At 50.1% G+C, this 15,149-nt stretch carries 10 protein-coding genes; 6 read left to right on the top strand and 4 right to left on the bottom strand.

The features are described from left to right. Both H8L32_RS22780 and H8L32_RS22775 read right to left on the bottom strand, forming a co-directional pair. Nucleotides 1–259: DUF4214 domain-containing protein (locus H8L32_RS22780; RefSeq protein WP_186949704.1), on the bottom strand; the 259-nt coding region annotated here is incomplete at its 3' end. Between the two features lie 713 nt (nt 260–972). Further along, nucleotides 973–2,373: a FecR family protein gene (locus H8L32_RS22775; protein ID WP_186949702.1), complete on the bottom strand. Its 1,401-nt coding sequence runs from the start codon at nt 2,371–2,373 to the stop codon at nt 973–975. Nucleotides 2,374–2,811: 438 nt separating this feature from the next. Here H8L32_RS22775 and H8L32_RS22770 point away from each other — a divergent pair, with 438 nt between their 5' ends. The 6 genes from H8L32_RS22770 to H8L32_RS22745 all read left to right on the top strand — a co-directional run bounded on the left by H8L32_RS22770 (nt 2,812) and on the right by H8L32_RS22745 (nt 10,072). Then, entirely contained in the window at nt 2,812–4,701 is a 1,890-nt protein-coding gene (locus tag H8L32_RS22770) for a CHASE2 domain-containing protein (RefSeq protein ID WP_230412371.1), read from the top strand. Continuing rightward, nucleotides 4,698–5,936, top strand: a complete 1,239-nt coding sequence (locus tag H8L32_RS22765; protein WP_186949700.1) for a tetratricopeptide repeat protein — start codon at nt 4,698–4,700, stop codon at nt 5,934–5,936. The genes H8L32_RS22770 and H8L32_RS22765 overlap by 4 nt, the downstream gene beginning before the upstream one ends. A 16-nt stretch (nt 5,937–5,952) precedes the next feature. Further along, nucleotides 5,953–6,312 (top strand): VanZ family protein, encoded by a 360-nt coding sequence (locus tag H8L32_RS22760; RefSeq protein WP_186949698.1) that lies wholly within the window; start codon nt 5,953–5,955, stop codon nt 6,310–6,312. A gap of 390 nt (nt 6,313–6,702) precedes the next feature. Then, a complete protein-coding gene (locus H8L32_RS22755) occupies nt 6,703–7,512 on the top strand; it encodes a Crp/Fnr family transcriptional regulator (protein ID WP_186949696.1) in 810 nt (269 codons plus the stop codon). A 49-nt stretch (nt 7,513–7,561) separates the two neighbouring features. Next, nucleotides 7,562–9,085: an MBOAT family O-acyltransferase gene (locus H8L32_RS22750; protein WP_186949694.1), complete on the top strand. Its 1,524-nt coding sequence runs from the start codon at nt 7,562–7,564 to the stop codon at nt 9,083–9,085. Nucleotides 9,086–9,097: 12 nt separating this feature from the next. Then, on the top strand, nt 9,098–10,072 hold the full coding sequence (locus H8L32_RS22745) for a hypothetical protein (protein ID WP_186949692.1): 975 nt from the start codon (nt 9,098–9,100) through the stop codon (nt 10,070–10,072). 30 nt (nt 10,073–10,102) lie between these two features. Here H8L32_RS22745 and H8L32_RS22740 read toward each other — a convergent pair whose 3' ends face one another. Further along, nucleotides 10,103–13,462 carry a glycosyltransferase gene (locus H8L32_RS22740; RefSeq protein WP_186949690.1) on the bottom strand — a complete coding sequence of 1,120 codons (3,360 nt, stop codon included), beginning with the start codon at nt 13,460–13,462 and terminating at the stop codon, nt 10,103–10,105. A gap of 1 nt (nt 13,463) precedes the next feature. Further along, nucleotides 13,464–14,819, bottom strand: coding sequence for a class I SAM-dependent methyltransferase (locus tag H8L32_RS22735; protein ID WP_186949688.1), 1,356 nt, complete (start codon nt 14,817–14,819; stop codon nt 13,464–13,466). Nucleotides 14,820–15,149 lie beyond the last annotated feature (330 nt).

Raw genomic sequence — 15,149 nt, 5'->3', positions numbered from 1 at the left:
TGACGATCTGGCCTGCCCAGTAGGTCAGACCTGCTGGATCGGCTTCGTGGCCGAACAGGTTTTTATAGATGGTGTTGACGGTTTGCGCTGTGGTCAGGTTGGCATACGTGTCTGCGTATTCTTTCTGTACGGAGAAGCTTTGCGCGATGTCTTTGAGGGACAGGTTGGACGCTGTCCAATAAGCCAAACCCAGTGGGTCCGCTGGACGGTTGAAATAAGCGATGTAAAGCTTTTGGATATCACTAGCTGCATTAGCCATTTAGAACTCCTAATTTATGATTTAAAAAGTGCGAAGCTTGCTTTTTAGGCACCTACTCGCGTTACGGCAAGCAGATAGTCGCAGATGCACCTTGTCAAGGATGTGACGCAAATCACATTCTCAAAAAAAAGCAAAGCAACACAACATTTGGCGCTCATCTTTCCCGGGTTTTCGATTTGTTCTGCAGAAACAGCTTTCAAATGGAAAATCCGGATGTGACTTTGCCAACCTATTATTATAAGGGGAGCTTCTTGGTAAACCCAAATGAATATTACGTTACAGGAAATGCAGAAATCATTTACCCCTTTGCCATGCAGTAGCAATGAGCAAATCGGGATGATTCTGTATTTTTAACAATTGGGGACGCTTATATAGAGGGAAAATGGTAATACTCACATCTATATAGACGGTACAAGGCCAGCATCAACCTGCTATTGAATGTCCCTGGAGTGATACTTCATCACATATGAAGTTACGTTTGCTCACAAAATTATTTGACGACCATTCATTCATTTAAGCTTCTGACATTCGCCGTAAAAAAATCATGCTTACAATCTCGAAAATTGACTATTTACAAGAGGCATGATGTAACGATGCGAAAAAACAACAAAAAATACCAACAATACCAAAGAAAATTGTTGACGCAAACAAAAAAGCTCCGTTTTATCGGAGCTTTTTCGCAGATTGCTACTAAAAGGACTTACTTTTAGGGCTTACTTTTTATTCCAGTAAGTCACGCCATAAGCGTAACGATTACCTGCATTGTCTAGTCTGGAAGAGAATACATAGGCAGCAGTACCACCTTTTTCTGCGGTGACCGCACCATTCACCTGCATATTATTAGGGTAAGTATTTTGATCTCCCCCAGCCAGAGTCCCGTTAGCACCAACGACTCCTTGCGCCTGCAATGCGAAACGCTCACTACCACTTAACAAATCAAAGCTGGTGGCAAAACTGGATTTTGCAAAATCCAGTTGTAATTTCCCATTCTCAAGCTTGGCGGCAGCTTCCAATCCTTTTTGATCCACGACAACTGCCTGACTATCCATCAGGGAAAATCCCATAGTTCCCGTATTGGGAACCTGCCATTCAGCCCCTTTGCTAACAGATACCTGATACCTGTTATTCAGCCCCACCGTGGTAGCACCGCTTTTTTCAAGTTTGATCACATCAAACTGTGCACTTTGGCCCAGCACATCAATCCAGCGTCCCCATACTATAGTATTAGTAAGTACAGCCCCCGCACCATTACCACTACCCGTCGTGCCATTGCCGGTACCCGTACCACTACCGTTGCCAGTTCCGTTATTCGTAGCTGTGTTGCCGACAGCAACAGTCTGCTTGACTCCACCAACTTTGGCCGGATCGAGGTTGGGATCAACAACAGCAGGAGCAACCGATGACGAAGTACCACTAACAACTGCCTTGACTCCAGGTTCATCTGGACGTGGTGGCGCTACAGCGTCAGGCGCAAGGCCAGCTGCTGCCTGCAGCAGTTGTGGCTTATTCTGGCCTTTGTTAATTTGAAGCAGCAAGCCCTGCTGACGGGCAAATAACTCAGTTGCAGCACCGCCCTCACAAGGACCACGTCCCTGTGGAGAACAGGCTCCATCAAAGCCACTGACCACAACACCGCCCTCAACCACGGCAATACGAGTTGTATCAGCCGTAGTAAATACAGTAAAGTCGGTACCACGCACACCGATTGCAGCTACAGGCGTGTTAAACCGGAAATTCTGTCTTGCCAATTTAACTGCGCTGCCAGAAACACTGCGCGCTACGCCATTCAGCAATTCCAGTTTGATACTGGTATTTGCCGGATCTTTTTTATCCACGTGATAAGTCACTATGCGTGCTTCACTGTTCGGGCGCACGATCAACAGGCCATCATCAATGGTTTTCATATAGATGTAACTGTCAGCTCCTGTCTTGATGCTGGAACCTTCTTGTACAGCACTATCCATTGCCGCAGGTTTGCCGTTAATTTCAACCTTACCCCATATGGCAGTCACCTTCGCGGCTTCGCCGGCGAACGCCATTGCAGGAATCGCCAGCAGTAGTACCAAGCTCCATTTTGCCAACAGGCGCATCACATTTACCGTGTCGCTTTTCATATTTCATCCTTACTTGCCCATGTTCTGGCAAAGTTCTTTCTCACCGGACACCCATTGTTCCAGTCAATATCAGCACTTATTTTGTTATTATCCTCTGATATTCAAATATTATTGTGACGACGGTCACAATTTACGATTTCCAGCTACTATATCATTTTTTAGCTAAGCCATTGAAAATAGAAGGATTATAGTAAAAATCAACATCATGACAGTCTCGAAAAGCCAGGATTGCAGGTGAAAATGAGGCAAAGCCGATTTATGATGGATTTTTCGAATACCTGCTTTCACACAGAATTTATTGTCTTGCACAAAAATGATGCGAAAAATTGACACAATTTAAACATTTCAGATTATCATGCAGCCGAATTAATTTTGATCGGCCCAACAATCAAACGCCTCTTGCACAGTGAATAATTCAACGGCCATTCTTACACTATCATGAGGCATGCGCTTGATTCTTTTTTGCGCATCCCGGCAAAAGCTTATTTATGGCTGATCATCGCGGCAATGGCGGTTGGCTTATGCGCTGTCAATCAATGGTTGCCGGAAAGTCATCGCCTGTTCTCTGGTGATGAATGGCTGCGGGATCACTATGTCCGCTTCAGCGCAAAAGAATTGCCCGAACAACGACTGGCCCTGATCGACATTGATGACCACAGTATTGATGTTCTGGGCGCTGCGCCGTGGCCGCGTACCCGTATTGCGGACCTGATAGAAAAACTGATTGTTGAATTTGACGTGCGTGGCGTTGCGCTGGATATCTATTTTGAAGAACAGAAGGATACCGTCGGCGACCAGAGGCTCGCTATGCTGGCAACCCACGGACCAGTAGTGCTGGCACAGGCCTTTGATTTCAGCAAAGATAAATTCACACCTGCACGCAACGGTCAGTTAATAGGTGGAAAATCGCTGGCTACGGCCAAACCCGGCGCCCCGCCCAGAATGGCGCATGCAACAGGTTATATTGCCAATCATGAAGGGCTGAACAAGGCGCGATTCATCGGCAATATCGGCTTTGTCCCGGACAAGGATGGAACTTTACGACGAATTCCGGTTCAGACCCGCTTTGGCGACAAAGTGTATGACGGCCTGTCGCGGGTCTTGCTTGAATGTTGTTCGAAAATACGATCTGATCAGTTATTCAAGACGAAAAGTCGCTTTTCGGATGTCGATGAAAATGGTTTTTCACGGGTAGAGTACAGCCGCACTTTGTCGTCATATGCCGTGGTGCCTGCTTTAAGCGTTTTGCAGGATACCGTGCCGCTCGAAACTTTACGTGGCAAATACATTATTATTGGCTCATCATCACTGAGTCTGGCAGATCGTGTACCAACGCCGCTGTATCATTTGACCAGCGGCTTTTTGGTGCATGCACAAGCGTTAACCACCCTGCTGGACGAACAAGAAGGGCGCGAGTATGTAAAATGGCCAGGTGGCCTGATTGCCCTGCTGTTCAGCATGCTGACTGCGGGAATTGCGGTGTTCATGTTTCCCCGCTTTTCGGCATTGTCGAATACCCTGATGCTGGCGATAGCATCAGGGCTCTGGATAGTGCTGGCATACAAGGTCGTTCAACATGACATGTGGTTTTCACCTGTCGGCCCACTGATGGCAAACTTTTTTTTACTGGCGGTAGCGGTTCCTTTTGGCTGGCAGGCAGCGCAACGCAAATCGCGCCGGCTGCTGGGAACATTGCAGCAATATGTGGCCAAGGCGGTGGTACAGGAATTATTGCGCAGTGACTTGAAAGATCCTCTGGCACCGCGCCAGCTTCATGTCACGACACTTATTGCTGATATGGAAGGCTATACCAGCCAGGTAGAAAATTTGCCGATGGAACAGGCGGCCAGTCTGACCCGTGAATTTCTGGAGTGCCTGACAGCACCGGTACTGGCCAAGGGTGGCACCCTGGACAAGTACACCGGCGATGGCCTGGTCGCCTTTTGGGGAGCCCCTCTGCCGGTTGAAAACCACGCCGACCTGGCAGTCGATGCGGCAATAGAGATCGTCAGAAATGTCAGGAAATTAAGTGCCCAATATGAGCAACAAGGGAGAAAAAAGATTAGAGTCCGAATTGGCATAGAAAGCGGCATCGCCATCGCAGGAGATTTTGGAAGTTCGTTCCGCAGCATCTACACGGCAGTCGGAGACAGCGTGAATACCGCGTCCCGGCTGGAGGATGCTGCACGCCATTACCCTTATGACATCATCATCGGCAAAGGCACGGTCGATGGTTCAACCAGACACCATTTCCAGTCTTTGGGAGAGCGCTTGCTAAAAGGTAAGGAAAAACCCACTGCTATCTATACGGTAGAGGTTTCTGCATGAGGGGTTTCAAACTGTTGTACCAACTACCATTATGCATATTGATCGCCCTGCTGACACTGCAAGTAGCACATGCCGACGATGGCACAGAAAATGACGCCCTCTACATTGATGCACTGAAAGCCATCAGTGAAAAACGGCATGATGACGCCAAAATCATGCTCGGCAAGCTCATAGAAAAAATGCCACAGCATGGCGGTGCACTGCTGGATCTGGCAATGCTGCAATGCGAACTTGGCAACAAGGAAGAAGCAGATCGTTTGTTCCAAACCATGAAGGCAAGCCTGCCACTGTCTGGTGAGCAATTGCACAAACTGGAATTATTACAGCCGAAAAATTGTATTCCACGCAATCCGGACAGAAAATTCGCGGTAACACTGGAAGCTGGCTATGACAGCAACGTCAACCAGGGCGCCAGCAATCCTAACTTCATTCTGGGCAGCGGCGCGCAGCAAATTGAATTGCAACTCTTGCCCGAATACCAGCCCAAAGCAGACCGTTTTGCGACAGTATCAGCCAATGCTTCGCAAGAATTCGGTCAGGCCAGTACGCTGGGTTATACGCAGTTGCGCTTACGCAACTACGAATCACTGTCGGCATTCAATACTGCAGCCCTTGCGGTTGGACTGGAACAACCCTGGAATTGGCAGGATTATAATTTCCGGGCCACCGGTCTGTTCAGCCTGCTGACCCTGGGTGGTCAGCTGTATCAAAAGCAGGAAATTGTGCAGCTGCGCCTGACACCACCGGCACGCCAATCCAGTCCATGGCGTTTCGGCACGATTGTCAGCTACAGTAATGTCAAGTACCCGACCTTGTCCAATTTTGACGCGCATACCTGGGAGCTACGTGGTCTGCTCTCTTATGAGACTGAAAAATTCCTGTTGCAAGGCGGGCTGGCCTACCTGGCTGATCGCGCCCATGCTGATCGCCAGGGTGGGCACCGTCAGGGTTATTACAGTTTCCTGAACCTCAGAAGGCAGTTATCACAGCGCTACGAGCTTGAGCTGGGCTGGAACCGGCAATTATGGCAAAGCCAGTCCATTTACTCTCCGAATCTGATAGAGGTTGCACGAAGCCAGGACACGCAAACACTGAAAGCGGCACTGAGCTGGGTAATGGCAGACCGGCAGACACTGCAACTGGAATTCAGGGCCACAAATAACAAGGAAAATATATCCATCCTTCAATACAATGGCAAAACTCTGCAATTGAACTGGCAGTGGCAGAATTTTTAGCAAGGATGCGGTATAGATGGAGTTATCAGTTTTTACCAGCGAGGCAGTGCTTTGGCTTTTTGCCCTGTCGGCAATGCTGGTGTGTGTAGGCAGTTTATTGCCGGCCAAATGGATGCCGCCGATCAAGCACGACAAATTTGCACATTTTGTCGCATTTGGCGGCATGGTCCTGATTGCGCGCGTACTCGTGGAAACTCTGCATGAGTTAGCGGTCTGGTCCGTCGGTTTGCTGATCGCCGGATTTTGCATAGAATTATTGCAAGGTTTTGTACCAGGTCGTAATTTTTGCTGGAAAGACCTGCTTGCCAATGCCGCCGGCATCACTTCAGGGATGCTGTTTTGCCTGCTGCTGGAATATGCTCTGGTAGCCAATTAAACAGAAAATACCTGTAGAACAGGCATATTGAAGGGTATAAACATCGCCGAAACCGTGAATAAAGACTGTACACATACGGACTTCAGCCAAAATCACAAAGAATCGGCGAAAATAAGCAAAATAAAGAGCGATTGCTTTGAAATGCAATCATTCATGGCAGAAAATGATGGTGCCCAGGCAGACTTTGCAGACTTGATTTGATATTGTACGCAGTCGTCACCATGTACTACGAAGATCATCATGCGATGCATGGATGCAAAACAGTCAACAGTTGCATGAAGCGAATGACAAATCCATCGTCAAGTCAGACTGCGTGCAGGTACAGCAATCGGTGCTGTAATCAATGCCGTAGTTGACACTGAATAGTTGCCGCTGTAATCGGATTAAGCAATGACAGTATCAAATAATGAAGTCGCTGTAATCAATAGCAAGGCCCCGGCTACGGAGCAGGCTAGTGCGTTGCCCGGGCAGTTGCAGATCAAGATCCCCATACAGACCAAGGTTCAGGTCAAAGTCAATCAAATCACCGTCAACCTGCGGAATATTCCGCTGCTGATGGGCCTGAACGATGAAGACATGAACAAGGTCAAAGTCGATATGCGTGTCCGCCACTTCAACAAACGGGACGTGGTATTGCAAAAAGGAGGGATCGGTGACAGCCTGCTGTTTTTGCTGTCTGGACAGTTACAAGTCGTCGATGTCACGGAAGATGGCCGCGCCATAGGGCTACGCATGCTCAAGGAAGGCGATTTTTTCGGCGAAATTGCCATCATCAACGGCACCCCGAGATCGGCCTCCGTCGTCGCCTTAAGTAATGTACTGGTAGGTTTTTTGCCCAGCGTTACGGCGCTGCATCTGTTCTCCCATTCGCCGGCCATGGCCAACATGATGCTGCGACATCTGGCAGAAAAAATCCAGCGTGATTCAGAATTCCGGGCACTGCTGAGTATCAGCAATACTTCACGGCGGATTTATGCCTTTATCGCCCTGTTCAAGAAGATCATGCCCGGCAATCTTGAAGTCATCGAAAACCTGCCAACCCACCAGGACATTGCGATGATGATCAATACCAGCCGCGAAACCGTGACCCGGGCGTTGTTGCATCTGGCCCAGCAAGGCATTGTCGAAAAAGACCTGCACCGCCTCATCATCCGCAAGCCGGATGAACTACAGAAACTGGCCCTGGGTGCCGGTCTTTGAAACCGTGCATCAGTTGCGCTCTCAGTGACGCTACATCGCCTGGCTGACGATGCTATTTAACTCATTTGGTTTTTTGTTTGCCTTTTTGCCAGTCACACTGGCCGTCTGGCTCTTCCTGCAAAAAAGGGCTGGCCTGCGCATCGCCCTGAGCTGGCTGGTCATCGCTTCCCTGTTTTTTTATGCAGTCTGGGATGTCCGTTATTTGGCAGTATTGCTGACCTCCATCAGTATCAATTTCTGGCTGGGCGGCCGTATTTTACATGCCCGTCAGCAGGCTGCCGAGGCGCGTGCCGGGCTATGGTTAAAGCTTGGCATAGGCTTCAATTTGCTGGTACTCGGGGGTTTCAAATACACGTATTTTCTTGCGGCAAACCTGTTTGGACTGTTTCAGGCGGCACCACCCTTCGACCCTATCGTCCTGCCGCTGGCGATTTCATTCGTGACTTTCCAGAAAATTGCCTATCTGGTCGATTGCCGGCGTGGGCAAGTGCAAAGGCATGACGCACTCGACTACCTGTTCTTTGTTTCCTTTTTCCCGCAATTGATCGCAGGCCCCATCGTGCATCACAAGCCACTGATTGCACAAGCCAATACCGACAGCAATCCCCTGTTTTCACAAAAAGAAGCACTGGTAACCGGCTTTTCTTTTCTGGCACTGGGCTTGTTCAAAAAAACCATCCTGGCCGATAGCCTGGCACGCTATGCCAGCCCGGTATTTGAATTGGCAAAACAAGCTACTCCTGGTGGTGAGGCGGCCTGGCAAGCCATGCTGGCCTATACACTGCAATTGTATTTTGATTTTTCAGCCTACTCGGACATGGCCATTGGTCTGGCCCTGATGTTTGGCTTCAAATTGCCGGTCAATTTCTTTTCTCCCTATAAAGCGACATCCATCATCGATTTCTGGCGCCGCTGGCACATGACACTCTCGAGTTTTTTGCGTGACTATCTGTATATCCCCCTGGGCGGTAATCGCCATGGTGAATTCAAGCGTTATCGGAATCTTTGGCTGACGATGCTGCTGGCAGGCATCTGGCACGGTGCAGGCTGGAACTTCATGTTGTGGGGCGCATTGCATGGCAGCATGCTGCTCATCAATCATTTCTGGCATCATTTGCTGAAAAGCAGACCCACACTGGCAAAAGCATGGCAAACCCTGCCGGATGCCATCATGACCGTCCTGACATTTTTACTGGTCGCATTTGCATGGATACTGTTCAGGGCCAACGACATGAACAGCGCATGGCACATGTATGCCGCCCTGTTACAACCCTTCTCTGGCAATCCCATGCCTGCCCTGCCCTGGCATGCCCCGGCACAACTGGCAGAAGGCTTGCTAAGTGCCTCCCCAGACCTGGCGTGGGCATGGATAGGCATAGGACTGCTGACCGTCTGGTGCCTGCCAAATTCGGTGCAACTGCTTTCTTATGATGCCAATGCCAATGTCCGCCTCAAGACCATAGGTGCAAGAATGCAGATCGCACTAGGCATAGGCTGCGGCACCTGTTTCTGGCTGGCGCTGAAATGGATGGCCGTGCGGCCCGCCACAGAATTTCTCTACTTCAATTTTTGAGGAAGTCAGAGCATGAAAAAATTCTGGATCAGTGCCACAAGCATCTTTCTCATATGGTCGGTTGTATGGATCATAGGCATTAAATACCAGCTAGGTTCAGGCACTTCCAGCTCACGCTGGGTATTCGATGCCTATCAGCACAAAATACACGCAGCACAACAAGCCAGCGGGCCGCGTGTCCTGATCGTGGCTGGCTCAAATGCCATGTTTGGCATCGATTCGGGCATGCTGGAACAAGACTGGCAGCGCCCGGTCATCAATCTTGGCGTCAATGCAGGGCTTGGCCTGCCTTACATACTGGACGTCTCCAAACGGGTGGCCCGCCCGGGTGACATTATTCTGATGCCCATGGAATATGCTTTGTATCTGGATGAAGGTAAAGCCAATGCCCAGGTAATTGACTATGTCATGGGCCGCGATCTTGATTACTGGCGCAGTCTGGACCGTACAGGTCAATTAAAATTTGCAGCGGGCCTGAGTGCAGAGCGTTTGCTGAATGGCTTGCGCCATCTGCCAGACCTGCCCGTCACCAATGGCACTTATGGTGCCCACCATCTGGACGCACGAGGCGATCAGACCCACACCAGCCCGGCTGAGCGGTCACCCGGTGACATCGCCGCTGTCAAGGCAGCCAAAGCCTGGAATTACGGCCGCAGGGCCGATACCGAAACCGGTGGCTGGAGCAGCATCGCAGACTACGCCCTATGGGCAAAGAATCAGCAAATCTGCCTGATTGCCGTACCAACGGTACTGTTACACCATGCGAAATATGATACTGACCCTGAGGACCAGGTGTTCTACACGCAATTGCCAAACCGGCTGAAACAACTTGGCCTGGAATTTCTAGGCAAACCACAAGATTTCATGTACCCGCCAGGCTGGTTTTTCGATACCGATCATCATTTGCAGGATTGGGCCAGAAGCAAACATACTGCCCGGCTGATACAACTATTGCACTCAAGACCACAAACCGCCTGCGGCCACTGACCGCAGGCATAATCGCCAGTATCAAGCGGCTTACAACCTGCCAATTTCGATATCCAGCGTATTTGCCACGCCGTCGATAATATTCAACAAGCGCTGCGACAAAGCCGGCCATTGCCGCGTTGCGGTCCATGCCTGAGCCTGAGCCGCTTTCTCACTCAAGGCCTGCTGGTCATCCAGAATCGCCGTAATGCCGCGTGCAAGATCTTCTGGCTCAGTTCCTGGCAGGATGTGTACCGCCTCTTTCACATCGTCAAAAATTGACAACGGTGTAACCGCGACAGGACACCCGGATGCCAGCCCCATACGCACGGCAGCACTGGAAGACTCCTGTGTTTGCTGGTAAGGATAGACAATCAGGTCGGCCTGCTGTAACCAGGATTGACTTACTTCATCCGTCAGGTAGTCTGTCAGGAAAGTAACGCGGTCCTGTATGTTCAGTTCATGCATCAGGTGACGGCATTGCTGATATTCATGTTGCGAAATACCCCCTGGATACAGGGAAGTCACCAGCAACAAATGATAATCCTCATTGTCCTTTGCCAGCATGGCAAACGCCTTGATCAGGGGCTGTATGCCTTTATGCGGCAACAAGAAGCCATAGGCAGCAACAACCCTCTTACCTTCAAGATGCCGTGCGTCTATCAGTGAAGATGCACGCGCCTGGGCAGGCATCAGTCCCTGCGGAAAGAAAACCAGATTATCTGTTATTCCAAAATCCTTGAGTCTGTTCAAATCACCAATGCCGTGCACGAACAAACGCTCCGCCATTTTCAATTCGGGCACGATATTTCGCAAAGAAATCACTTCCTGTTCATAATTGACATCTGCAGTGGAATGGAAGAAAACATATACCGGAATATGTTCTGCATGCAGACGCGTTATCAGCCTGGCCAAAGCGGATAAAGGAAAGAAACCGAAATTGTATTGAATCACGATGGCTTCGAGCTTTTGTTCCTGAATATTCAGGTAAGCGTATTCCAGTGTCTCTTCCATACTGGCTTCCCAGCAACGAATGACATTATCTGCATCGCGGGCCGTTCTTTCCGGGATATAACTACTCAGGAACATCAGCCTGTCTGCCGGCATGCCGGAAGAAAGAAATGAGGAATAAGAAGCAATACCGCAGCGTGCATTCCAGCTACTGATCCAGCCTATGCGAGGCTCCTTGCGCAATAGTGGCTGCTGTTCAAGTGCGGCAATCGCCTGCCGCGTCCGGTCAGCAACATTCGCCCAGGCATAGTGTTGAGAGATGTAATCATAGGCGGCCCCTGTCCTGGCAGCAATCAGACCGGCGGGGCTGGCATGCACTTCTTTCATCAGGGCAGCCAGATGATCAACATCCGGATCAGCCCAGGACGAATGCGAGGAACTGAAATGCGATGTCGATTTGGCGAAATGATAGTTGCATAGCCAGGCCTTGCCCTCATCGCAGAAATCCATCTGCCCACTCCAGGCCGTGGTGATGACGGGTAATTTCATCAACATGGCTTCTGCTACCGGCAAACCGAAACCTTCACCACGGCTGGGGGCAACGACGGCATCACATGCCTCGTACAGGGCCCGTATCTGTCCCTGGGAATAATCCTCCATAATCACGCACACATGTGGATAGTGAGCATCATCTTGCTGCATTTTAAGCAGTTGTTCAGCGACATCATTGTGCGGATTGGGAAAGGTCTTGATGACCAGACTGACATCATCCGTATCCCGGAAAATCTGGCCATAAGCCGCCAATAAAGCATCCACACCCTTGCGCGGAAAAGCGGAGGAAATATGCAGGAAACGATAGGTCTTCAGCGCAGATAACAGGTCTGGGGCCAGCGGTTCAGCAACGATATTGAGCAAATGATCGACGCCATTGCCAACCGCAGCAATCGGTACCCGTACACCGCTGTCACGCAACACCTTGCCGACAAAGCGCGATACCACCGTAATCAGATCCAGCTTGCGATTGAATTCATTCACAAATCCGGCCGGGAAACCGGTTTCTTCCCATCCATAAGAATGCACTACCCGCACTCTGGCCTGCATGTCATCCAGTGTCGGCGGATAGCAGTTACGCAACACCAGATCGGGCATATCCTTTGCGTTCAGGGTGACCATTTGCATGGCAGCCAAATCGGGGTTGGCTGCGAGAAAACTCTCAGATGCGGCGAAATCACCATACCCTTCACGGCTACGCAGGCCAAGGCGAATCGGTTTTTCCATTTGCGGCGACAATGCACGAGCCAGTTCCGCATTCACAATCGCCAGGCTGTAACTGGAATCAAACGGCCCCTCCATCTGCCATCTGGCAGCAGAACTGGTCGCTGAAACTGCATTCAATTGAGGAATGGACACATCCATTCGCTGCAAGAATGTCTGTAAAGACTGCTTTATCTGCTCTCTGGAAAAACGTTGTATATTTTTTCTTTGGGCTGCGATGATATGGCGGCGCAATGCAGGTTCGCTCAACACCATGTGCACATGCGCGGCACAGGTTGTCGGGCTGACATCCGCATCCAGCAGGATGCCTGCGGCACCCATGGTGGCGCTGACACCGTCCGTAGTACGGGCAATCACGGGCACATCATGCAACATCGCTTCAATCAACGGCATGCCAAAACCTTCATGCTCGCTCAGGCTCACATACACATCGGCACTGCGGTACAAGGCCAGCAAATCAGCCTCATCCACTTTTCCGGTAATCACTACCTGTGCGTTCAGATCCAGTTGCTGGATGCGCTCGCGCACCTGCTGTTCATAAGGCATGCTGGTGACACCACCGGCCAGAATCAGACGTACCGGCTGACGCGAAAAATAGCGCAACTCCTGCAACATCTCGACCAACTGCAGTTGATGCTTGTGCTCACAAAAACGCCCGACAAACAGGATATTGTGCGCGCCACGCAAACTGTTGATCCGTTCAACATGGTAGCTATGCCCCTGCCACCGCGTCACATCCACCAACAAAGGTATGGTCGCAATATTCAGGTAATTGGCATCACGCAGTTCAGCGCAATTGATATCAGAATCTCCAATCGCCGCCTGAAAATCAGGCATCCACAATTTTAGTTGCTCGCGCCCAAGAATACTCAGTTCAGGCAAACCGTTTTCTGGCAAAAACTGAGGCGGGGTAATATTGTGATAGACCAGCACCTTGCGGGCTTTCGTTTCTGCCAGCCATGCGCAGTTTTCATATCCCAGACTGTGATGCACCAGCAAGATATCGCTGCTGTCCAGTTCCAGTTCACTCATGTGCCGGACTTCGTCCCGCACTTCATCCTGCACCAGATCGCAAAAAATATCTGATTCAAATCCCATTTCCCGCAACAGACTGCGGGTAAAAAACATACCATTGCTGACGCCGTCACCTCTCCCGCAGGAAGGGCTGAATTGATGTATTTGCATCTTATTTACGACCTATGACTGCATAATCCTGAGCACCGAACAACTCTTTGTTGATCACTGCTTCTACTGCTGTTCCACCGTGCAACAAGTGGTCATCCGGGTAGGGATGCAAACGCAAAATCTCGGCATGAGAAAATCCACGTTGACGCGCCATGAATTCAGCCACTTGCGGCACAATCGGATGCAAATGCGTAGGATCAAAATAAAAATTGCACGCGCCGACTTTCAGATTTTCCGGATTCGGCGTTTCAAAAATAATGACACCACCAGGACAAAGAGCGTGACGGGCAGCATCAAACAAGGCAATCAATTGCTCAAATGGCAGATGTTCGATAATCTGAAAACCGGTCACGGCACCGATACTGCCTGCCTCCTGTTCGCGCAAGTAAGCGATGGCATCGGCATGACGTACCAGAAAGCCACGATCCAGACAGGCATTGACCATGGAATGATTCATATCCACGCCCATGGCCGGGATGCCGTGTTCGTCCAGCAGTTCCAGCCATTCGCCACGACCACAACCGACATCGATCACCATTTTGCGCTGATCTTTGGGTTCCGCGCTGATATGTGACAGATACGGTAAATACACCTTCAGCCTGCCCTTGATATCTTCGCGTGAACCGCGGAACAAGGCTTCAAATTCCAGATAAAACTGATCCTGATCAAAATCGCTGGCCATGACCGGACTTTGTATCGCTGGTTTTGGCAGTGATACATTTGCTGGAACAGCTGTCAGATCAGGCACCGTATTGCTGATATTGCCGACCTGGTTGCGCTCATTTTGCAGGCTGGTACGCATCATCAGATTGACTGAGCGCAACTGCCGCCCAATTTGCAAACGATCAAACTGCATCAGTCGGTTACCTACGTCCAGTGCATCATACTGATCCATGCGCATCGCAAGCCTGGGGGCTTCGAGTTCCGCAATGCGCTGGCTTTGCACGTGCAGTTGCTGCTGCAAATCAGCATGACGCTGCAATTGCTCATGGATTTGCTGTTGCAAATTATCTATGCGTCCGTGTAATTGTGTTAATGCGACCTCGGTCTGAAATCGCGTCCGGGGAAGCCGCAATAAAGCATTACACCAGGCCAGCGCGTAGCCAAGCCCCGGTATGCGACGGATTTTTTGCCTGAATCCAGAGGAAGAAGGTACTGGTGCCGGTGCTGGCTGCGGATTCTGATTTTCTGCGCTGGCGTCCGGATTCACACTGCCTTCCCTTGCTTTTGATGGTTTCGGTGCCACTTGTGCGGTGATATCTTGCACAGGAGCGCTATGTCTTCTGCGATGCTGTATGACACTGGCCTTTTCAGCCAGTTGCTGCGTTTCGGATTCGGATTTGTTCTGTATCGCCATATAATCAGAGTGTTTTATTCATAATTGGCGGCAAATGATCAGTTTTTGAACCGCAAAAAGGGGTAGAAGTATAAATGATGATGTAAACTGCGACGAATTTATCGACGCCAGCTTTACTTCTACGAAATGTCTGTCGTGCTGCAAGAAATCCTGTTGTGCCAGTGCAGCTATTGCTTAGTCGTGGTTTAGCCGCGCGGATGCCGCCAGTTTAGCTTATTCAGCGCCAGCCCACATCCGCGGTACCCTGAACCACAGGCGCGGGCTTCGTATTGCAAAAGATTTATATTTTATAATTATCTGCCAAACGGCAAAGAACACAAGAAAGTTAAC

This window comes from Undibacterium hunanense (assembly GCF_014284335.1).
Classification (GTDB): Bacteria; Pseudomonadota; Gammaproteobacteria; order Burkholderiales; family Burkholderiaceae_D; genus Undibacterium; species Undibacterium hunanense.
This window is presented reverse-complemented; position numbering and strand designations above follow the sequence as displayed.